Source organism: Photobacterium carnosum, from assembly GCF_002849605.1.
Lineage (GTDB): Bacteria > Pseudomonadota > Gammaproteobacteria > Enterobacterales > Vibrionaceae > Photobacterium > Photobacterium carnosum.
The window spans coordinates 45,625-67,990 of sequence record NZ_NPIB01000016.1; the positions used below are offsets into that span (position 1 = coordinate 45,625).

Sequence of the window (22,366 nt, forward strand, 5' to 3'; positions counted from 1 at the left end):
GTAATTTTGTTTCATAATTATTCGGTCATGATTACAAAATTCATCTCCTTTATTAATCAATGACTTATGTTTTTTTGAATTTTTTTTAACGTATTTATGTCGCTATAAAAAATATTGATTCAACTTTTTTTATATTTACCTTTATCGATGAATAGCACTCATTAATATAGATTAAGTCTATACTGTAACGGTATAGTATAATTATATTGATGAATATATATGCAAAATCAATAAAAGCCGATATCAATGATGGTCGGCTTTTAGATGTAATTATTAGTTTGAGTAACTATGGTTATTATTACTTAATTAAAAAATTAATCGGTAAAAGTAGACCAAATTGGGGCGTGATCTGAAGGCTTTTCAATGCCACGGAGTTCGTAATCAATACCTGATTCTGTACAACGATCAGCCAATGTCGGTGTGGCTAAAATTACATCAATACGTAAGCCTCTATTATCAATAAAGCCTTTTGAACGGTAATCAAACCATGAGAATTGATCATCGACCGTTGGGTGCAGTTGACGGAATGTATCAATAAAACCCCAATCTAATAAGGTTTTCAACCATTGACGCTCAATCAGTTGAAATGAACATTTGCCTGTTTTTAACCAGCGTTTAGCGTTTATTGGGCCGATACCAATGTCTAAATCGATAGGACTGATATTAATATCGCCCATTACGATAAGTTGTTCATCATTGGTATGTGCAGTATCAAGATAACTCATCAGATCAGCGTAAAACTTTTCTTTTGCAGGAAATTTGGTTTCATGCTTAACGTTATCCCCTTGAGGAAAATAACCGTTCATTACCGTTATGTTGTTGCCATTTTTTTGTTTAAAGGTTGCCATGATCATGCGACGCTGGGCTTCGTCATCATCACTGGGAAAGCCTTTTTGTACGCTAATAGGTTCTTGCTTACATAGCATAGCGACACCGTAATGGGCTTTTTGACCATGAAAGTAGACTTTGTATCCCATTGCTTCTACATCCGCTAACGGAAAAGCGTCGTCATGAACTTTAATTTCTTGTAAACCGATAACGTCAGGCTGATGCTTATCAATAATAGCTTGAAGTTGATGTAAGCGAGCACGTAGCCCATTGATGTTAAAAGAAATAACTTTCATATTTAGTATCCATAACTGCGAATGATTATTGGTTACTGATATTAGCACATTGCTCTATCACTTCAATATATGATCATTTCAATCAGGAGCGATCATATCTATAGTGTAAGTTTATTTGGGTATAAACGAGTATGCAGGCCTAACCCCGTGACGATGGTGATGGTGAAAGTTAACGATAAACCCAATGTTGTAATAACGAATTTCAGCTATCCAGTCATTTTTTCTTATTATCGTGAGATGTTCACTGTCACTGAGTAATGCAGAAGACGGCTGATCATCAATAATCAGTATCTTGATCTGTTTCCAATTTATGTTGGTATGGGGAGATGCTTCTGTCATAACGATCCATATACTATATGAATTATCATACATATTTATTGGCTAGTCTGATGAGTTGATCGTGTGACGTGATTTATTTTTGATATGAAAAAGCCAGCTGCTAAGCAACTGGCTGAAATGATGGTGGTGGGAGAAGGATTCGAACCTTCGAAGGCGATGCCGGCAGATTTACAATCTGCTCCCTTTGGCCACTCGGGAATCCCACCACGGGATGTTGCTATAGTTATTTGTTGCTAGTGTAATTAAAGCTCACTTTAACCACTGAAATGCTGTTATTAACAACGTTTCAAAATGATGGTGGTGGGAGAAGGATTCGAACCTTCGAAGGCGATGCCGGCAGATTTACAATCTGCTCCCTTTGGCCACTCGGGAATCCCACCACGGGATGTTGCTATAGTTATTCGTTACTCTGGTGATTAAAGATAACTTTAACCACTGAAATGCTGTTATTAACAACGTTTCAAAATGATGGTGGTGGGAGAAGGATTCGAACCTTCGAAGGCGATGCCGGCAGATTTACAATCTGCTCCCTTTGGCCACTCGGGAATCCCACCATGGGATGTTGCTATAATTATTCGTTACTTTAGTGATTAAAGATAACTTTAACCACTGAAATGCTGTTATCAACAACGTTTCAAAATGATGGTGGTGGGAGAAGGATTCGAACCTTCGAAGGCGATGCCGGCAGATTTACAATCTGCTCCCTTTGGCCACTCGGGAATCCCACCACGGGATGTTGCTATAGTTATTTGTTGCTAGTGTAATTAAAGCTCACTTTAATTACTAAAAAACCGTAATAAAACAATTTTTCAAAATGATGGTGGTGGGAGAAGGATTCGAACCTTCGAAGGCGATGCCGGCAGATTTACAATCTGCTCCCTTTGGCCACTCGGGAATCCCACCACGGGATGTTGCTTGCTACTCTATTTTTAGTTGCAATAGTTATTTGTTGCTCTGGTGATTAAAGACCACTTTAACCACTGAAAAACTGTTATAAAACAATTCTTCAAAATTAATGGTGGTGGGGGAAGGATTCGAACCTTCGAAGGCAGTGCCGGCAGATTTACAATCTGCTCCCTTTGGCCACTCGGGAACCCCACCACAAGTGCGGGGCGGATAATAACAAACATTTCAGCGCTGTAAACCTTTTTTATCACTATTATCGAGTACTTGCTTGATTTTTCATCAGTAAGCCGATTTTTGCTTAACTTTACATTTCTTGACGTTATTCATCCTTTAGTTCAGATATTATTCAGTTAGGATTTTTATGATGGTTTTAATAAATGAAAAAAATGGTCGTAGCAGTATTAGTCGCAGCAGTTTTATCTGGTAGTTACTTTTACTTTCAAGGAACGTCACACGCTGCGCAAGATAAATCACCGCCCGCGTCATCGTCACGTGTTGTGTCTGTGACAACGGGAGAGGTTAGTTCTTTAGCTGTTGCTCAATCACTTTCATTAGTGGGTAAGTTGAATGCGGAACATGCCGTTAATATTGCAGCAGAAGTTTCGGCTAAAATAAAAACGATTGCAGTTGCTGTTAATAGTACGGTCAAGAAAGGCCAACTATTAATTCAACTTGATGATGATAAAGCGGTGGCTGCTTATGATGAAGCCTTAGCCTATCGTAATGATGAAAAGCGAAAACTGACTGAATTTCAGCGTTTATTGTCTCGTGGTGCTATTACTAAAACTGAAATTGATGCTCAAGCTGCCAATACAAGTATTGCCAATGCTCGTTTAAAAGCGGCTTTAGCGAATCTTAATGATCATGCTATTCGAGCGCCGTTTAATGGCACTGTTGGGTTCTACGATTTTAGTCCAGGTCATATGGTAGCAGCAGGCGGTGAATTATTTAATTTTGATGACCTTTCCTCTATGCGTCTGGATATTGAAGTGCCAGAGCAATATATCTCTTCTTTAACGGTTGGAATTAACGTTACCGCAAAAAGCCAAGCGTGGGGTGATCGTACCTTTACAGGTAAAATTCAAGCCATTGATTCGCGTGTTCAATCAGATTCTTTAAATATTAAAGTCCGCGTAGTGTTTGAAAATAGCGATCATGCTTTAAAACCAGGAATGTTACTTGCGACAGAACTTGATTTTATTCCGCAACAACAAGCGATTATCCCCGTACAAGCCTTAGAATATTCAGGCACTAAACGTTATGTTTATCTTGTTGACCCACAACAAAAAGTACACCGAACCTTGGTGGCTCTGGGTGAGCGTATTGATAATAATGTTGTTATTAAAAAAGGCTTAAAAACAGGCGATCGTATTGTTGTGCAAGGATTAGTGAATATGCGTGACGGTATAACCATTAAAGACATTACTCCTGCTGTTGGAGTAACGAGCTAATGTGGTTATCAGATATTTCAGTAAAACGGCCAGTGGTGGCTATTGTATTAAGTTTGCTGTTGTGTGTGTTTGGTATCGTTTCCTTTTCAAAACTAGCCGTTCGTGAAATGCCAGATATTGAAAGTCCTGTTGTGACTATTATGACAACTTATGACGGCACTTCAGCAACGGTAATGGAAAGCCAAGTGACCACCCCGATAGAAGATGAATTATCAGGGATCAGTGGTATTGATAACATTACCTCCGTTACCCGTAATGGTATGTCGCGGATCACGGTTGAATTTGATATGGATTGGGATCTCACTGAAGGTGTCAGTGATATTCGTGATGCGGTTGCTCGTGCACAACGTCGCCTTCCTGATGATGCCAATGATCCGATAGTATCGAAAGATAACGGTTCAGGTGAGCCTGCGATCTACATTAATTTATCGTCATCTGAAATGGATCGTACCCAATTAACGGATTACGCTCAGCGAGTATTAGAAGATCGTTTCAGTCTTTTAAATGGTGTTAGCTCAGTCAGTCTTAGTGGCGGTTTGTACAAGGTAATGTATGTAAAATTACAACCGACACTAATGGCCGGCCGAGGTGTTACCACCAAAGATATCGTTAATGCATTAAATGATGAAAACGTTGAATTACCCGGTGGCGAAGTTCGTAACGATCAAACGGTGATGTCCGTTCGTACCGCGCGACTTTACCAAACCGTTGATGATTTTAAATATTTGATGATCCATAAAACAGACACTGGCACTCCTATTTATTTAAAAGATGTCGCAGACGTTACGATTGGTGCTGAAAATGAAAATTCAACCTTTAAAAGTAATGGTGCCGTTAATTTAAGTTTAGGCATTGTGACTATGTCCGATGCTAATCCGCTTGATGTGGCTAAAGAAGTGCGTGCTGAAGTTGCTAAAATGCAGCAATTTTTACCTAAAGGCGCTTCACTGACGCTTGATTATGATGCCACCGTGTTCATTGATCGTTCAATTAGTGAAGTTTACAGCACGTTATTAGTAACCGGCGCTTTGGTTATTTTGGTGCTGTATATTTTTATTGGCCAAGTGCGAGCAACGTTAATTCCTGCCGTTACGGTGCCAGTGTCCTTAATCTCAGCTTTTATCACCGCTTATTTCTTTGGTTTTTCAATTAACTTATTAACCTTGATGGCGTTAATTTTAGCGATTGGATTGGTGGTTGATGATGCGATTGTGGTGGTTGAAAACGTTTTCCACCATTTACAACGTGGAGAATCACCATTACTAGCTGCTTATAAAGGCACTCGTGAAGTTGGATTTGCGGTGGTGGCAACGACTGCAGTGTTAGTGATGGTGTTTTTACCGATATCGTTTATGGAAGGCATGGTGGGGCGTTTATTTACTGAGTTCTCAGTGTTACTGGCGATGTCAGTGATCTTCTCATCATTAATTGCTTTAACGCTAACCCCTGTTATGTGTAGTAAATTACTGCAAGTGAATGTGAAGCCAAATCGTTTTAATCTATGGATTGATCGTCAATTTGATAAATTAGAACATGGTTACCGTCGTATGGTAACGGTGGCCGTTAATAAACGGTTTGTCGCACCGTTGGTGGTGTTAGCGTGTATTGTAGCCAGCGCAGGATTAATGAAAGTGATCCCCGCACAACTTGCACCACAGGAAGATCGTGGGGTGTTATTTGCGTTTGTTAAAGGTGCAGAAGGTACCAGTTATAACCGTATGATCGGCAATATGGATCAAGTTGAAGCGCGTTTATTGCCGCTATTAGGCAAAGGGATCTTAAAATCAGTCAGTATTCAATCGCCGGCCTTTGGTGGTCGAGCAGGAGATCAAACGGGCTTTGTGATCATGCAATTAGAAGATTGGAATGATCGTACTGTTGGGGCACAACAGGCATTGGGAATCATAAGTAAGACGCTAGCGGGTATTCCCGATGTGCGAGTGATGCCGATGATGCCTGGTTTTCGAGGTGGATCATCAGAACCTGTCCAATTTGTATTAGGCGGTGCGGATTACCAAGAGCTATTTAAATGGGCGACCAAGTTGCAACATATTGCTGAAGATAGCCCATTAATGGAAGGGGCTGATTTAGATTACGCTGAAACAACCCCTGAGCTGTTAGTGAATGTAAATCGTGACCGTGCGGCGGAACTAGGTATTCCCGTCACTGAAATCGCGGAAACATTAGAAGTGATGCTTGGCGGTCGCAGTGAAACAACCTTCGTTGATCGCGGTGAGGAATACGATGTTTATCTTCGTGGTGATGAAAATAGCTTTAATAGTTCAACCGATCTTAGTCAGATTTATCTACGGGCGAAAAATGGCAAGCTGGTTACACTTGATACCGTGGCGTCTATTGATGAAGTGGCATCAGCACAAAAATTAAGTCATCATCAAAAACAGAAATCGATCACCTTAAAAGCGAACCTTTCAAAGGGTTATACGCTAGGTGATGCGCTTGATTTCTTAGATCAACAAGCAATAGATACCTTACCTTCTGATATCTCCATTAGCTATGCTGGTGAATCACAAGATTTTCGAGATAACCAAAGTAGTATCGCTGTAGTGTTTGGCTTGGCGTTATTGGTGGCTTATTTAGTACTTGCAGCGCAGTTTGAAAGCTTTATTAACCCGCTGGTGGTTATGCTAACCGTACCGATGGGGATCTTTGGTGGTCTTGCTGGATTATGGATAATGGGACAAGGGCTCAATATTTATAGCCAGATTGGGATGATCATGTTGATTGGTATGGTGACGAAAAACGGTATTTTAATCGTTGAATTTGCTAACCAATTGCGTGATAAAGGGATTGAGTTTGAACAAGCGATTGTTGATGCGTCAGTACGTCGATTACGACCTATTTTAATGACCGCGTTTACAACATTATTTGGTTCTTTACCGTTGATTCTATCAACTGGCGCAGGTGCTGAAAGTCGTATCGCAGTGGGTACGGTGGTGTTCTTTGGAATGGCATTTGCCACCTTAGTGACATTATTAGTGATCCCAGCGATGTACCGCTTGTTATCAGCTAAAACCAAATCACCAGGTTATATCGAAGCGCAATTAGAAAAAGAATTGGAGCGTGATTATATCGGTCGTATTAATCATGGTGATTTACCGAAATAAGTAATATGAGTCACGAGTAGCGAGTTTACGAGAGTAAAGAAACTCGCTACTCGCTACTCGTCTCACAATCAGTTAAACTTCCGCTATAACAACTATCGAGCAAGTAAACTACAGTTAAGTAGTTTATTGCCCTGATCGACCTAAAGCCCTTTATAGAAGAAAAACATGTCACAAAATTCTACTGAACAGCAGAGCCCGAAAGGGGTTCGACTTAATAAATTTATCAGTGATACTGGCTATTGCTCACGCCGTGAGGCGGACAAGCTGATTGATCAGGGACGTGTAACCCTCAATGGCACTATGCCTGAAATGGGTATGCGAGTAATGGATAAAGACGAAGTATTGGTTGATGATAAGCCATTACGTAGCAAAGAACGTCCAATTTATATCGCGCTTAATAAGCCAACGGGCATCACCTGTACGACTGAGCGCCATATTGAAGGCAACGTGATTGATTTCATTAATCACCGTAAGCGTATTTTCCCGATTGGTCGTTTAGATAAGCCGTCTGATGGTCTTATTTTCTTAACCAATGACGGTGATATCGTTAATAAAATTCTTCGTGCTGGTAACTCGCATGAGAAAGAATATGTAGTGCGTGTTGACCAAGCGATTACCCCTGACTTTCTTGAGAAAATGTCATCAGGTGTTGAGATTTTAGATACTGTTACGCTGCCATGTAAAGTGACTAAAGAAACGAATTTCTCATTCCGTATCGTATTGACACAAGGTTTAAATCGTCAAATTCGTCGTATGTGTGAAGCGTTAGGTTATGAAGTATATAAACTTCGTCGCGTACGCATCATGAACATTACAATTGATGGTTTACCAAACGGCAAATGGCGTTATTTAACCGATGCTGAAATCGCTGAAATTCAGCAGTTGATTTCACACTCAAGTGGTACTGAAGAAGCGTCAATGACCGATGCTGATGGCCATACGATTTCTAAAGCAACTGACGCGAAGTTGTATGATCACCGTGCACAAGAAGCGCGTAATGAACGTCATGCCGCTGAAAAACAGTTTAAAACTTACAGCGGTACGGGTGATTTTAATCGTCGTCCCGATGGTGCGAACCGTAGCAGCCGTAATCAGAATGAAGAGCGTAATAGTCACAGTGGTTACCGTGCTGATGCGCCTCGTCGTAATAATGATGATCGTCCTGCGCGTACTTCAGCGCCAAGTGCTGATAGCAAACCAAGTTTTGGTGGCAAGAGCAACGGCATTAAAAAGTGGAAATCAAAGCGCGAAGAGTAACAGCGCGTTGTTAAGAAACTAGTTCGTCAGTTTCAAGAATAAATGAAAAGCGATAGGTGAGAGCCTGTCGTTTTTTTTGTTTGTGTAATTCCGTTATTGCCTACAGTGAACGCCAAACCCAACCACCGTCATTCCCTACAGTGAGGTTACGAACGAGATAGGGAATCTACCATCCACGCGTTGTAGAGTGACTGTTTTCGTTGGTGTCTTTTAGTGTATTTCCTCGAGTATATTTAGTGCTCATGGCGCGATGAATAGATCACGGATAGCTCGTACCTCTCTTCCGAGATGACGGATAATAACTAGTGTTATTCCTTGCAGTGAACGTACGGATTAACTCCCGTCATTTTCTGTAATAAAATATGATATTCTGCATCACTGGCTGCTTATTTATGCGCCTTGGTATTTAATCGTTATAAGTTTAGGGATGAAAATGAAAATTGTCGCGGTAACAGCCTGCCCAACGGGTATAGCACACACATATATGGCGGCGGATATACTTAATAAAACTGCGCATCAAATGGGGATTAAAATCCAAGTCGAAACCCAAGGTGCGATGGGGATTGAGCATTTTTTAACGGCTAAAAATATTGCTTGTGCAGACATTGTATTAATAGCCTCAGATATTGAAGTTGAACAACGGGCTCGTTTCACTGGTAGTCGTATTCACTGTGTCACCATCGAAGAAGTCTTAGTTGATGCTACTGCTGTGATTGAGCGTTGTCAGCAATTGTGCCAATGATTGATGACGCTAATAAGTAAGCCGTAATATTAAGGGAATAACGGATGTTAGAGCGACGGATCACCTTCTATTGTGGATCAGCAGGTCTGCCTTCTTACCAACTTAACCAACTCAAAAAATTGACCACCTATTTTCAATCCAAAGTTGAGTTATTCAATGTACGTCAATTAACGCGCGCGCCAGTATCACAGCCATTAAAAATGTTGTCGTTAGCGAATAAACCATATGCGTTATGCCAATTAATCATTAATGGTAATGACGCCGAATTAGCAAATTTAGTGCTAACGGATTTTATTGCTCAATATGCGCTGTCATTGACACAATTCTCACCATCAGTGCCATTTAAGATAAGTTTGCCGTTAACCAGTATTGGTTGGGCTGATTGTCATGCGAGTGGCAGTAATAAAACAGAAACAATTACGCAATTAAGCCACATGCTGGTGGCACAACAAGCCGTTACCGCTGAGCAACAACCCGCATTACAGCAAGCACTATTAGCTCGAGAAACCATTTCAGCAACGGTGATGGGGCCGGGTATTGCATTGCCGCACGTGATGCATGAAATGATCGTTAAGCCTGCAATGGCGATAGTGTGTCAGCATCCGTCAATTGATTGGGGATCATCTCGCGGTAATATTAGTCGTGCGATTGCGATGATATTGCCTAAGCCACCTCAGAAAGTGGTGCTGATGGCGTTTGCGCAGTTTTCAAAATGTTTATTAAACGAGGATTATTGTACTGCGCTAACGTTAGCTCAACAGCCTCAAGAATTGAAAGCATTGGTTATTGAAGCATTAAGATAACGGAAGTTAGGTAACGACTCTGTATTCTGATGGCGTACACCCTGTTTTATTTTTAAATACGCGACAAAAATAATTCACATCGACAAAACCGCAGCGGCTAGCAATTTCAGTTAATCGAAATGGGTATTGGCGTAACATAAATTTGGCACGTTCAATCCGTACCCAGCAAATATAGTCAGCGAGCCGCATATGGCCTTGCTGACGAAATAAACGCGAAAGGTGATTGGGGGTAATGTTAAACCGATTAGCAATGGTATCGCGGCTGATGGCACGGTGAAAATTTTCTTGAATATAAATACAGATCCCTTGATACAGATCTTCGGTGCGATTTTTTGATTGATGCAACGGTACATGTAGCATGTTACGCGTGTAGCTGAGCAAGGCTTGTAATAAATGTTCATCCATCGGTTGTTGCTGAGGCTCGGTAGCTAACATATTCAGGGCCGTTAAGATCGGATCAACCGCATGCCCCGTCCATGCTTGAATTGAGTGTTTTTGAACATCATAAAACTTGGGGCTATCTTTGGTTTTACTGACTAAACTAAAACCCAATTGACGCTTACCAAACAGCAGGCTCAACACGGAACATTCGGTATTCCAGCTTGGTTTATTCCAACTGTTGGGTGGAATATAGATCGCATCCCCCCCCATTAAACTAATTTGACATATGCCATTATCACCATCATCAAGTTGGTTAATATATTCGCCTTTTAGCACCAATTCGAGCCGCGGAAAATTGACTTGATAACTAAATTGCGGTGGTTGAGTTTTACCGCCAGCAAACCAAATGCGATTAAAACTTTCCCGTTCAGTTAACAGCGAATCAATTAAATTTAAGAAAACATTGTCCATAAAATTCACTTTATGTTTGGAATGGTGGTGGCAGGATGATGAGTTTGTGCTGAATAAACCGATTAAGTTTTGTTATAGTGCTGTCAGTTAGCGCATGGCGTCAATAATAATGGTTGATGCGATGCCATAAATATCGTGAACAATAATAACAATAGGACCTGACAATGACTGACTCTACCCGCACTGTCTTTTTCAAGATGGATAACGTGATCCAAGATTATGCTTGGGGCAGTGTAACATCAATTGAACAACTGTTTGCTATTCCAAATCTAGACCAAAAACCACAAGCTGAAATATGGATGGGCGCTCATGCAAATGGTTGTTCTGTGATCACGGTTAATGGTGAAGCAGTACGTTTAGCTGATTTTATTGCCACAGATCCTGATGCAATTATCGGTGCAGAAACCCAAGCTAAATTTGCTGAGTTGCCATATTTATTTAAAGTGTTAGCAGCTGAGAAAGCATTATCGGTTCAAGTTCACCCAAGTAAGCATCAAGCTGAAATAGGCTATGCGAAAGAAGAAAAAACCGGTATTGCACGTAATGCGGCTAACCGTAACTACAAAGATCCTAACCATAAACCTGAGTTAGTGTTTGCATTAACCCCTTATCAAGCAATGAATGGTTTTCGTGAGCTAGCTGAGATTGTTGAATTATTTACCACCATCAATCTAGATGTGATCAGCGATCTTGTTAATACGTTCGTAGCCAATCAAACTGAAACCGGTTTATGCGATTTCTTTGAAGCAATGTTATCGCTTGAGGGTGAGCGTAAAGAGGTTGCTGTTAATGGGCTTTTAGCGTTCTGTCATGAACATAAAGAGCAGCCATTATTTGCGTTATTGATTGATTTATCTGAGCAATACCCAGGCGATATCGGTCTGTTTGTTCCTTTAATGTTGAACGTATTAACATTACAACCAGGTGAAGCGATGTTCTTAAGTGCATGTACGCCACATGCTTACATTAAAGGAACAGGCCTTGAAATCATGGCTAACTCAGACAATGTACTACGTGCAGGTTTGACGCCTAAATTTATGGATGTACCCGAGTTAGTCGCGAATACTGAATTTAAGAGCATGGCGGCGAATGAATTATTACTAGCGCCAACAATGGTCGCTGGTGGTTTAGATTATCAGATCCCTGTGCCTGATTTTAAATTCAGCGTGTATAAGCAAGTTAATAATATTGCATTACAAAATACCAGTGCTGAAATTTTATTTGCGATTGATGCACCGCTAACAGTGACGCACCATAATGGTGAAACAGTGATACTTGAAAAAGGTCAGTCAGTGTTTATTCCTGCTTATGCACAAGCATATTCAGCCCATTGTGATGGTATGTTTGCTCGCGCGTATAACTAAAGGGTTATAGGGAAGAGCCGGGACGAGGTTGTGAGTCTCTAGTTCTCAGGATAATGAAACTAAGCGATGGGTGAAAGCCTGTCGCTTTTTTTGTGGAAATTATTCCGTCATTCCCTACAGTGAATGCCCGCGATGGCGATAGGGAATCTACTATTCGCGCGTTGTAGGATCATTTATTCCGCTGACTTCTTTCCCTCGCTCTTCCTTTCTGTGATCTATCGCACTAAAAAATCACGTTTCTGCCTTAGTGAAAGCCTTATTTAGATAGTTGATAAAATTATTTGATAATCGTTTTTTGGTATTTTCATATATAATTAATTATATAACTTATTGAAATTAAATATATAAATTCACGGTTCAACTTGTTTTATATACGGTAAAAATTATGAGTGATAGCTCACACTGAGAGTTTAATGTTACAAATTTCCAGTTAAAGCCTGTTTTGTACTCTACTTTATCCCCATTAAAAAACCGACAATATTGCCATGCTGATGACGAATACAATGTCATCGAGCCCATAATAAAATTATCGGGGATAGAATATGATTACCACTCTCATCAATGAGCAGTTGATTAACCTCAACCTTAAAGCAACCACCAAAGATGAAGTATTTGCTGAAATGGCAGATATTTTAGTTCAACAAGGTCGCGTTGCGGATAAAACCCAATTTTTAGTCGATGTTAAAGCACGTGAAGAGTTAGGTAACACTGGTTTTGAAGAGGGTGTTGCATTACCTCATGCTAAAAGTGCCGCTGTTATTAAACCAGCGGTGGCGATTGGTGTTAGTCGTACAGGTATTGAATACGGCGCAGAAGACGGCTTACCATCAAAACTATTTTTCATGATTGCTTCTCCTGATGGTGGTGATAATCACCATATTGAAGTGTTGGCTGAGTTGTCATCAAAACTGATTGAAGATGGCTTTATTGACGCATTCCTCGCTGCGAAAACATCTGCTGATGCATTGGCATTATTACTTGCCGAAAAACAAGTGGTGGCAACATTACCCCAAGATAAAGGCTTATTGATTGGGGTTACGGGCTGTCCAGCTGGCGTTGCCCATACTTACCTTGCAGCGGAAGCATTAGAAAAAGCGGCTGCTGAATTAGGTTATGAAATTAAGGTTGAAACGAACGGTTCTATCGGTGTTAAAAACTCACCAACCGCAGAAGAAATTGCCCGCGCAGAAGCGATCATTGTCAGTTGTGATAAGCAAGTTGACATGGATCGTTTTGCGGGTAAGAAATTAATTAAGACTGGCGTAAAAGCACCGATTAAAGATGGTAAAGGCGTTATTCAACAAGCATTAGTTGCAAAACCATTTGATGCTAATGGCGATGGTTTAGATAACGGTGAAAGCAAAGTCTCTAAAGCGCGTTCAGATCTATATTGTTTCTTGATGAATGGCGTATCGCACATGATCCCATTTGTTGTTACCGGTGGTTTGTTAATTGCGTTGGCATTAGCGATTGGTGGACAACCAACAGATGCGGGAATGCAGATCCCTGTCGGTAGCATGTGGCAAAAAGTACTCGATGTTGGTGTAGTCGCCTTTACATTAATGATTCCAGTACTTGCAGGTTACATAGCGTATGCGATTGGGGATCGTCCAGCATTAGCACCGGGTTTCATTGGTGGTTGGATTGCGAATAACGGCTCATTTTATGGCGCAGATGCAGGTACAGGTTTTATCGGTGCCATCATCGCTGGTCTATTAGTGGGTTACTTTGTACGTTGGGTTGCAACACGTAAATACCATAAATTATTACAACCATTAGTGCCGATTCTTATTGCACCGATTACAGGTACATTATTTATTGCAAGTGCGTTTATTTTTGTTATTGGTGCGCCAATTGCAGGTCTAATGCATACCATGAACACCGTGCTAACTGAGATGAGCACAGGTAACGTTGTTTTGCTAGGTATTGTGCTCGGTGGTATGGCGGGCTTTGATATGGGTGGTCCATTTAACAAAGTGGCGTTCTTGTTCTCTGTCGGCATGATAGCCAATGGTCAAACTCAATTTATGGGCGCGATGGCATGTGCAATTCCTGTTGCGCCATTGGGTATGGGTTTAGCGACAGTGATTGGTCGTAAGCTTAACATCTTTGAGCAATCAGAAATTGAAGCAGGTAAAGCGGCGGGTGCGATGGGCTTAGTGGGTATCTCTGAAGGTGCGATTCCGTTTGCAGCGCAAGATCCAATCTCAGTTATTCCAGCAAACGTATTAGGCAGCATGGTTGCCGCAGTAATGGCGTTCTCATTTGGTATCACTAACAGCGTTGCTCACGGTGGTCCAGTGGTTGCATTATTAGGTGCGATGAACAAACCATTACTTGCTTTAGTCTGTATGGCAACAGGTATGGTAGTAACGGCATTGGTTGCAGTATCACTGAAGAAATTCCGTAAAGCAAAAGCGGATAAAGTGTTAGCGGTAGCGTAAGAGGTAAGTGTTTTAGGTACGAGTCTTGAGGTTAAGACGATAAGTACGAATAAAAGCGATAGGTGAAAGCCTGTCGCTTTTTTATGTTATCAAATCCAGTCAGTCATTCCTTACAGTGAGGTTATGAACGAGATCTGAAACCTTAAACCCTCGATACTCGCCTTTACTTTATTCCTTGCTTTTCAAATCACATCTTTGCAGTATGTATTAATTACCATAATTAAAAATGCATGTAAGCATAGATATCTCACAGGGGAAGTCATGGCTGGAAATACCATAGGACAATTGTTTCGCGTTACCACCTTTGGCGAAAGTCATGGGGTAGCATTGGGCTGTATTATTGACGGTTGCCCACCAGGATTAGCACTCATAGAAGCTGACATGCAACACGATCTTGATCGTCGTCGCCCTGGCACCTCAAAATATACTACTCAACGTCGCGAAGCGGATGAAGTTAAGATTTTATCCGGTGTCTTTGAAGGTCAAACAACGGGTACATCGATTGGTTTACTGATTGAAAATACCGATCAACGCTCAAAAGATTATTCTAATATTCAGAATTTATTCCGTCCCGGTCACGCAGATTATACTTACCAGCAGAAATATGGCGTACGTGATTACCGTGGTGGTGGTCGATCATCTGCACGTGAAACCGCTATGCGTGTTGCTGCGGGTGCTGTTGCTAAAAAATACCTTAAACAAGCGCATGGAATAGAAGTATGTGCTTACTTATCACAAATGGGTGATGTAAAAATAGATAAGGTTGATTGGCAACAAATTGAACAAAATGCCTTTTTCTGCCCTGATGTCGATAAAGTCGACGCCTTTGATGAGCTGATCCGTAACCTTAAAAAAGACGGTGATTCGATTGGCGCTAAAATTACCGTGGTTGCTCGTAACGTACCTGTAGGTTTAGGTGAACCGGTATTTGATCGTTTAGATGCTGATATTGCCCATTCATTAATGAGTATCAATGCCGTTAAAGGGGTTGAAATTGGTGATGGTTTTGATGTGGTTGAACAACGGGGCAGTGAACACCGTGATGCCATGACATTACAAGGATTTAAAACTAATCATGCGGGCGGTATTTTGGGGGGTATTTCATCAGGGCAAGATGTTATTGCGCATATAGCTCTAAAACCGACCTCAAGTATCAGTATTCCGGGTGAAACCATCACTAAGCAAGGTGAATCAGCCGAAGTGATCACGAAAGGTCGTCATGATCCCTGTGTTGGTATTCGTGCGGTTCCGATTGCTGAAGCGATGTTAGCGATTACGCTGATGGATCACTTATTGCGTAACCGTGGTCAAAATGCAGATGTAGTCACAACAACACCGAAGATTTAGAGCTTGGTTGCGCTGTAAATTAATATTGAAATGACGGAATAATTTTATTCCGTCATTCCTTATAGTGAATGCAAACCATCCACCGTCATTCTCTTTGCTAGTATCTTTCTGTTGTAGCAAAAGTAAATATCTCTCAGATAGCCTCATACCTTAACTTGTTGTGGCTTAATGAACTTGTACACCTAAAGAAGAAGATTTTACACTTCAGCTTCTTCGAAGTTAAATACGGGTAAACTCCAGCTAAAGAACACAGCAGCCATACGTAAACCAAAGCCAACAACCAATGTTACTAGTGTGGTTGTATCAGCAGGGACATTAAAGTGCAGCATCGTGACATATATAATGCCAGCAAGGAAAGACACTGACGCATAGAGTTCTTTGTGTAATACCATTGGCTTGCTACGAGTGATCATATCGCGAAGTAACCCACCAAAAACCCCTGTAATGACTGCCGCTACTACACAGATAATTGGTGATAATCCCATTGTGATTGCAACTTGGCAGCCAATAATACTAAATACAATCAAGCCAATAGCATCAAGAATAATAAAAATCTTATGAAAGCGTACGACCCATTTACCTAATACTGTCGTTAATAAGCCAGCAACGCAGGTGATGACTAAATATTGTGGGTGTGCCACCCAACCAAGTGGATAGTGGCCTAATAAAATATCACGCATTGTGCCGCCACCAATAGCCGTTGCACTTGCGACTAACATGACCCCGAACCAATCCATATGACGTTTACCAGCGGCGAGTGCGCCCGTCATTGCTTCTGCAGTAATACCGATAATGTATAAGATAGAAAGTAGCATAATAACTGTGATGGCCGTTGTTTATCATAAGAATAGGGTATTGTAATAGTGACAGTTATCAACTTCTAATGAAAAGAATTTAATGTCAGATGAATTGAATTCATGCAAGAAACACTTTTATTATTATTTGTAGTGGATATGTGAGCTTTCTCGCTATTTCTTACCAGAAGATGACGAATGAGATTAAAGAGATCAAGTAAAATAATTCTCATGTTGTAGCTCTACCTTTTTACTTAATGGCTCTAAATGTTCAAACAATATATAATTCGCTGGTTAATTTAAATTGTATCCAAATGAATGAAATGAAAACACATATGAATCATGACTATAACGATCTTATTCGTTTGTTTAATACGGTCTTTTTAGAGCGTTTAAATACTGAATTATTACTAGGTGGCGATGAGCCTATTTACCTTCCTGCCTCAGAGGAACGTACGCATCATCAAATTATCTTTGCTCGTGGCTATTATGCGTCAGCGATGCATGAGTTAGGGCATTGGTGTATTGCGGGTGAAGCAAGACGCTTATTAGAAGATTATGGCTATTGGTATCAACCCGATGGACGTAGTGCTGAAGTACAAGCTGCATTTGAAGTGGTTGAAATTAAGCCGCAAGCGATAGAGTGGATTTTATCGGCCAGCTGTGGGTTTAACTATCAGGTAAGTTGCGATAATCTAAGTGGTAACTGTGAGCCTGATAGAGTGGGATTCACGTTAAAAGTACGAGAGCAAGTTATCAACTATTTAACGAACGGTATTCCAGAGCGAACCAAAATGTTATCCGATACCTTCCGTGATTTTTATGGTATTGCACCACTAACGGCAGCTAATTTCCCCAAACCGATTCCATTAACTGATTATGCTTAACCGCAAGGATAGAACATGATCCACGATTATGAACAAAAGCTATTACAGCTGATTGATAACAATATTGACAGTGCAACGGATGACGAACTGTTTGCTGGTGGCTATTTACGCGGCCATATTTCACTTGCCGCTGCCGATTGTGAACAGCAAGGCATTGATGATATTATTGTTATGCAACAAAAAGTAAAACAAAGCTTGCGGGATGCAAAAAGTGAACTTAGCCCAAGCGATTGGCAATTAGTACAGCAATACAGTGATAAATTAATGGCGTAATTGTATCCAGTTTGAAGAATATCAATCATTATAAGTTAATAACCGTCCTTTTTGTCATTCCTTAATTTTCGGTATGGCGGCTAGCTCTGTAGTGATTAAGTTCATTAAGCCACAACACTCCCAATGCTTTGCTTTTTTCCTAGAAATTGTTATATCTGCTTTTCCTCGAGACTCGAAATCTGAGCTTCCTCGCACAGTTACTTCCTAGTTATAAAAAATCCGCCATAACCGTAAAGGTATGGCGGATTTTTAGTGAGTACATCTTACGTAATTAATACGCAGTACTAAAGTTCAATTGTTAGTATAAATTACTTAGCAACAACTTGAGTAACTGTTTCGATGTTTAGCTCAGGAGCAATGATGTCAACACGACGGTTTTCAGCACGGCCTTTAGTTGTATCGTTAGGTGCGATAGGATCTAGCTCACCACGACCTTCACTAAGAATGCGATCTGAACCAACATTTAGGTGAGTACGTAGTGCTTGAGCAACTGCTTCTGCACGTTGTTGAGATAGCTTTTGGTTGTATGCTTCAGGACCAGTACTGTCAGTGTGACCAACAACAGTAATTGTTGCATCAGGGTATTGGTCTAGACGTGCTTCGAAAGGCGCTAGTTGTGCCGCATCACCTGTTGTGATTTTAGAGCTATCGAATGCGAAAGGAACAGTTAACTTTAACTCGTCAATTGTAGCTACAGATACTTGATCAACGTAAACAACTTCTGGAGCAACAACAGGAGCTGGAGCGCCCCAATGGTATGCTAGAGAAACGCCAGCGAATTGAATGTCAGCACCAGCTACATCTTTGTAGTATTGGTATTCAATGCTTGTAGATACATTGTTGTTGATGTAGTACTCAGCACCAACACCAGCTGTTGAAGCCCAACCGTTGTCGTCACCTGTTGCGCCGTTTTTAGCGTTCCAATCGTAGTAGAAAACACCTAGTTTAGCGAATACATCAAACTTGTCATTAATAGCGTAAGAATATTTACCTACAAGATCCGCGCCTTGTGCAGTAAATTTACCTTGGCCATTAGTAACGCTAGCGCTACCTAAGTTAGTGTAGCCTACTTCAGCTGCAAACCAAGGTGTGATTTGGTAACCAGCGAAAACACCACCTGAAAGGTTTTTGTCATCAAGGTTGATGCTGTTAGTACTGTCTGTAATGTTGTAGAAGCTATTACCTAAACGCGCACCAGCATAAAAAGGATTATCTGTTGCAGCATTTGCCACGCCAGATACAAGAAGAGCAAGAGGTAGTACTAGAAAAGTCTTTTTCATAATATTTGCCGTATTTTCCTAATTGTAGATAGAACCGATCTAAACCGGTAATTTTTGCACTATTATATGAAAGTGCTTGTCTATACCCTACAACAACAAATGCTATTAGGATATATTTTTTATATATAATAATGCATTTTTTTTGAATGATATAGCAATTAAACAGCGTTTCATTTAATTTATCATTTTTAGTGTAATAAACTGTTAATAAAGAACCGAACAATTCCTTTTTAGTATGTTTTTTGTTGGGGTATTGCCTTTACCACAATTATTAAAAGTGCTTATTTATAACAATGAGTCGTATTGCGATGAAAAGCGACAATACAAAAATGGGTTGCCGCTTCGTAATACGGTTGAGTTATTTAACTTTTAGTTATTAAAGGCTTTACGTCCGCTCCATGGTTGACGACTATCAGTTAAGTCATACAAGTGATATTGACGGTCCAACATCTGACCACCATCTCGCGTTAATGGAACCCAAGATATTTGTGCTCGGCTAGTACTCGGTTTAACAGTCAAAATATCGAATGGAATTGAGATGTAAAAACCTTTATTAAAGCTGCCTTCGCCATATTCTTCTGCTGACATACTGGTTTTAGTAATAAATGCCCCAGCGATAATGCCGCTATCAAATTGCTTTGAGAAGTCGATAGTAACACCAGTATCTTCCGCTAAATAACGTCCAGCACTAACCTTTAATAAGGTATTAGGCAGCCATTGCCATTGTGGTTGATAATAAGCGGTTAAGTTACCTGTTGCTGCTCCCGTTTGAACTTCATATGGACGACTTAAATGATCATCATATTGCTTTTGATCTTTAAAAAATCCAAAGGCGGAATGAGGATCACGCTGTTTCACGTAATTGACATCCAGTCCAAGAGCCCAATTACTGCCAACAGGGCGATAAAGCATCTCGCCACCAATACCACCAAACATCGCTTCTAAATAACCCGCATACGCTTGGGCATACCAATCACTAGATACTTGATCTAGCCATGTTAGCTGTAAGTTATTCATTCGCAATGTGTTATCAGTGATATACTGACGAACAAGGGTACGGACTCGCTTATTATGAGTGCCATCTGGCGGTACATCATATTTAAATTTATCGTAGGTATCGTAAAGGTTTAAATAAACTGAGCCGCCAACAGTGAGGTGGTTATTAAACCAATAATCAGCACTGCCCGTAGCACCAACATTAAACATATAAAAGCCTTCAGATCCCCCTAATGATTGTTGTAGCGTTGGTGCAATACCGACATTCCAGTTTTGGTTAAGATCAACCATTGGCTGACCTTTAATATTCGTCGGTGCGGTAGTGGTACGATTATCTGCAATATTACTGCCGATATAATCATTATTAGCCACTTGCAGCAATTGTTGGCGGTTAAATACCGTTTCAGTGATCGGTTGGTTAGACATTGTTTCAATTATTTTAAATTGCTCTACCGCAGGTGCTTGGTTATTGAGTAAGATTCCCGCACGTAATTGAGCTTGATCGCGATCGCGATATTTAACTTGCTCGGCAACCACTGTAATACTGTTATCGCCATTCTGATAAATAGTCGGATTTTTATAGCCAGCAATTTTTTCTACATCTTGAGCCAGTTGTTGCCATTGCTCTGGGGTAAGAGTCTTTGCTGTTGGCGCTGTTGTTACTGAAGGCATAGGTTCATCTAACCAACTGGCTTTAAGTTGATTAAAGTTAGTATTAACACTTAAACCAAAGCTCACCGTAGTACCGCGCTCATAACTGATATTCGCCGTTGCCCAGTCTGTTAATTGATAAACAGCACCAAAATTAAAGGGTGTTTTAGGCGTCATGTTATGGCCGCGATTAGCACGAAAATCATCGGTGTAATCGTTGCCATCATATTCAAGTTTTAGCTGCAATGGTTGCCATGGAGTTTGGTATTCGATACCACCATAAAGGGCTGCATTACCCTTAAACCAACGGCCAGTATCAAAACTACCACCGTTACCTTTATAACCATTATCACGGTCACAAAATTTATCACTTACTTTACATAATGGATTGGTAATGTTACCTCGTTGACCGATATAACCCCAGCCTAAGCCGAGCGTAAAATCTAAAGGTCCAACACGTTTATTGGCGGCAATGAATTCACCATCAAATAAACCAGTGCCGCCGAGGTCACGAATACCCATTGCAACTTCAGGTAACCAATAAGACTCTTGCCATAAACGCAGTTTTACATCAATGCCTTTATCAGTATATAAGGTGTCACCACTAAAGCTTTGGTCGCTACTGTAATAAAGATCAGGTACTTGGGTATAACGAATAGTGGTTTCTAGCCATGGCAACAGTTGTAATGATGTCCAGTAATGGTGGTAATCACTGCTAATAGTGGTACCAAAAGTAAATTCACCTTCAGACTGCATACGTGCGGTAGGCATCTGCATTAAACCCACGCCACCAAAATCACTATTAGAATAGCGCATTTCTGGGTAGCTAAATTCATCTGCTTGTGCATTACTGAATGGAAGTAACGCAACTGCCAATGTAGATAAAGCAAACAAAGGACGTTGATATAGGGTGTGGCGAGTAGAAGCCGATGTGACAGAGTTCATTACAACGTCCTGTTGATTAGCATTAAAGAAATAGCATGGTTTAATTCACTGTAATTATGAAATAGTGATTGATAGCCAATGAAAATGATCGCTCCTGGTGCAATATCGTTATGGTTATTATTCCAGTACGCAATCGGGTGTTGTTGTATCACGCCATCAGGCTGAATAACCGTTACTTCACTATTGGCGGCGATTGTAAGCGGCGTTACTTGAGTTAAATATTCTTTCGCCGCCATGCGAGGTTGCCAGGTTATTGTTTGTGGCTTTTCAATGGCACCAATAACGATTACTGACGTCGGGCGATTAGCTAATTGCAGTTGGTAATTGCCATTTAATAATGGATTGTCGGCTTTATTTAAACGTACTTTATCGATATCAATATTGACGGGCAGACGTTGGTGATGAATATGTTGTTGTAACCATTGCGCAGTATTGGAAAAACTATCGCTAATAACGGCATCATCACGGTGTTGTTGACTTAATTGTGTCAGTTGGGTGATCAATGCTTGTTTGGTTTTAGGTTCAGTCGCGGTGCTTAAGCTGCTACCAAGCCAATAAGATGTTTCAGAAACAGTACGTTGTTTGAGGCTATCGCTAACAACTTGCGCCAAGCGTACGGGTTCTGCGTAGTGCAATGTTACTGCCGCTGCAGAAGTACCGTTGGCATACAATGTGATTATACTTTGCGCAAAACTGGGTATGGAAATAAATAAACACAGGCTCGCTAGAACATAACAGCGATAGCGAGAGAATAGAGGGAAAAGTGAAAACATAAATACGCTACCG

At 40.7% G+C, this 22,366-nt stretch carries 17 protein-coding genes and 6 tRNA genes; 10 read left to right on the forward strand and 13 right to left on the reverse strand.

The window, feature by feature from the left end; translation table 11 throughout:
* Positions 1–314: 314 nt before the first annotated feature.
* From xthA to CIK00_RS13205, 8 genes are all read right to left on the reverse strand, one after another.
* Complete coding sequence (gene xthA / locus CIK00_RS13170) at positions 315–1,124, reverse strand: exodeoxyribonuclease III (protein ID WP_101769305.1); 810 nt, start codon at positions 1,122–1,124, stop codon at positions 315–317.
* A gap of 111 nt (positions 1,125–1,235) precedes the next feature.
* Positions 1,236–1,463 carry a hypothetical protein gene (locus CIK00_RS13175; RefSeq protein WP_101769306.1) on the reverse strand — a complete coding sequence of 76 codons (228 nt, stop codon included), beginning with the start codon at positions 1,461–1,463 and terminating at the stop codon, positions 1,236–1,238.
* A gap of 121 nt (positions 1,464–1,584) precedes the next feature.
* A tRNA-Tyr gene (locus tag CIK00_RS13180) sits at positions 1,585–1,669 on the reverse strand.
* A gap of 89 nt (positions 1,670–1,758) precedes the next feature.
* Positions 1,759–1,843 (reverse strand) — tRNA-Tyr (locus CIK00_RS13185).
* An 89-nt stretch (positions 1,844–1,932) separates the two neighbouring features.
* Positions 1,933–2,017, reverse strand: a tRNA-Tyr gene (locus tag CIK00_RS13190).
* Positions 2,018–2,106: 89 nt separating this feature from the next.
* Positions 2,107–2,191 (reverse strand) — tRNA-Tyr (locus tag CIK00_RS13195).
* Positions 2,192–2,281: 90 nt separating this feature from the next.
* Positions 2,282–2,366: transfer RNA gene (locus tag CIK00_RS13200), tRNA-Tyr, on the reverse strand.
* A 113-nt stretch (positions 2,367–2,479) separates the two neighbouring features.
* Positions 2,480–2,564: transfer RNA gene (locus tag CIK00_RS13205), tRNA-Tyr, on the reverse strand.
* Between the two features lie 182 nt (positions 2,565–2,746).
* Here CIK00_RS13205 and CIK00_RS13210 point away from each other — a divergent pair.
* From CIK00_RS13210 to CIK00_RS13230, 5 genes are all read left to right on the forward strand, one after another.
* Complete coding sequence (locus tag CIK00_RS13210; RefSeq protein WP_101769307.1) at positions 2,747–3,820, forward strand: efflux RND transporter periplasmic adaptor subunit; 1,074 nt, start codon at positions 2,747–2,749, stop codon at positions 3,818–3,820.
* Positions 3,820–6,945: a multidrug efflux RND transporter permease subunit gene (locus CIK00_RS13215; protein WP_101769308.1), complete on the forward strand. Its 3,126-nt coding sequence runs from the start codon at positions 3,820–3,822 to the stop codon at positions 6,943–6,945. Before CIK00_RS13210 ends, CIK00_RS13215 begins: the two co-directional genes overlap by 1 nt.
* A 165-nt stretch (positions 6,946–7,110) precedes the next feature.
* The gene (gene rluF / locus CIK00_RS13220) at positions 7,111–8,202 is read left to right on the forward strand and encodes a 23S rRNA pseudouridine(2604) synthase RluF (protein ID WP_101769309.1); all 1,092 of its coding nucleotides are present in this window, start codon (positions 7,111–7,113) and stop codon (positions 8,200–8,202) included.
* Between the two features lie 433 nt (positions 8,203–8,635).
* A complete protein-coding gene (locus tag CIK00_RS13225; RefSeq protein WP_101769310.1) occupies positions 8,636–8,944 on the forward strand; it encodes a PTS fructose transporter subunit IIB in 309 nt (102 codons plus the stop codon).
* 44 nt (positions 8,945–8,988) lie between these two features.
* Positions 8,989–9,747 carry a PTS sugar transporter subunit IIA gene (locus tag CIK00_RS13230; protein ID WP_101769311.1) on the forward strand — a complete coding sequence of 253 codons (759 nt, stop codon included), beginning with the start codon at positions 8,989–8,991 and terminating at the stop codon, positions 9,745–9,747.
* Positions 9,748–9,753: 6 nt separating this feature from the next.
* Here CIK00_RS13230 and CIK00_RS13235 read toward each other — a convergent pair whose 3' ends face one another.
* The gene (locus CIK00_RS13235) at positions 9,754–10,599 is read right to left on the reverse strand and encodes a helix-turn-helix transcriptional regulator (protein ID WP_101769312.1); all 846 of its coding nucleotides are present in this window, start codon (positions 10,597–10,599) and stop codon (positions 9,754–9,756) included.
* A gap of 164 nt (positions 10,600–10,763) precedes the next feature.
* Here CIK00_RS13235 and manA point away from each other — a divergent pair, with 164 nt between their 5' ends.
* From manA to aroC, 3 genes are all read left to right on the forward strand, one after another.
* The gene (gene manA / locus CIK00_RS13240; protein ID WP_101769313.1) at positions 10,764–11,963 is read left to right on the forward strand and encodes a mannose-6-phosphate isomerase, class I; all 1,200 of its coding nucleotides are present in this window, start codon (positions 10,764–10,766) and stop codon (positions 11,961–11,963) included.
* Positions 11,964–12,505: 542 nt separating this feature from the next.
* Positions 12,506–14,407, forward strand: a complete 1,902-nt coding sequence (locus CIK00_RS13245; RefSeq protein ID WP_101769314.1) for a PTS fructose transporter subunit IIABC — start codon at positions 12,506–12,508, stop codon at positions 14,405–14,407.
* A 261-nt stretch (positions 14,408–14,668) separates the two neighbouring features.
* On the forward strand, positions 14,669–15,754 hold the full coding sequence (gene aroC / locus CIK00_RS13250) for a chorismate synthase (RefSeq protein WP_101769315.1): 1,086 nt from the start codon (positions 14,669–14,671) through the stop codon (positions 15,752–15,754).
* A 197-nt stretch (positions 15,755–15,951) separates the two neighbouring features.
* Here the strand turns inward: aroC and CIK00_RS13255 are convergent, their stop codons facing one another.
* A complete protein-coding gene (locus CIK00_RS13255) occupies positions 15,952–16,569 on the reverse strand; it encodes a trimeric intracellular cation channel family protein (protein ID WP_101769316.1) in 618 nt (205 codons plus the stop codon).
* Positions 16,570–16,883: 314 nt separating this feature from the next.
* On the opposite strand from CIK00_RS13255, the gene CIK00_RS13260 reads away from it, so the two are divergent.
* Together CIK00_RS13260 and CIK00_RS13265 are read left to right on the forward strand one after the other, a co-directional pair.
* Complete coding sequence (locus CIK00_RS13260; protein ID WP_101769317.1) at positions 16,884–17,435, forward strand: elongation factor P hydroxylase; 552 nt, start codon at positions 16,884–16,886, stop codon at positions 17,433–17,435.
* A 15-nt stretch (positions 17,436–17,450) separates the two neighbouring features.
* Positions 17,451–17,708 carry a YfcL family protein gene (locus CIK00_RS13265; RefSeq protein WP_101769318.1) on the forward strand — a complete coding sequence of 86 codons (258 nt, stop codon included), beginning with the start codon at positions 17,451–17,453 and terminating at the stop codon, positions 17,706–17,708.
* 308 nt (positions 17,709–18,016) lie between these two features.
* Here the strand turns inward: CIK00_RS13265 and CIK00_RS13270 are convergent, their stop codons facing one another.
* The 3 genes from CIK00_RS13270 to CIK00_RS13280 all read right to left on the reverse strand — a co-directional run bounded on the left by CIK00_RS13270 (position 18,017) and on the right by CIK00_RS13280 (position 22,353).
* The gene (locus CIK00_RS13270) at positions 18,017–18,988 is read right to left on the reverse strand and encodes an OmpA family protein (protein WP_101769319.1); all 972 of its coding nucleotides are present in this window, start codon (positions 18,986–18,988) and stop codon (positions 18,017–18,019) included.
* 369 nt (positions 18,989–19,357) lie between these two features.
* Entirely contained in the window at positions 19,358–21,580 is a 2,223-nt protein-coding gene (locus tag CIK00_RS13275) for a YjbH domain-containing protein (protein ID WP_101769320.1), read from the reverse strand.
* A complete protein-coding gene (locus CIK00_RS13280) occupies positions 21,580–22,353 on the reverse strand; it encodes a capsule biosynthesis GfcC family protein (protein ID WP_101769321.1) in 774 nt (257 codons plus the stop codon). The genes CIK00_RS13275 and CIK00_RS13280 overlap by 1 nt, the downstream gene beginning before the upstream one ends.
* Positions 22,354–22,366 lie beyond the last annotated feature (13 nt).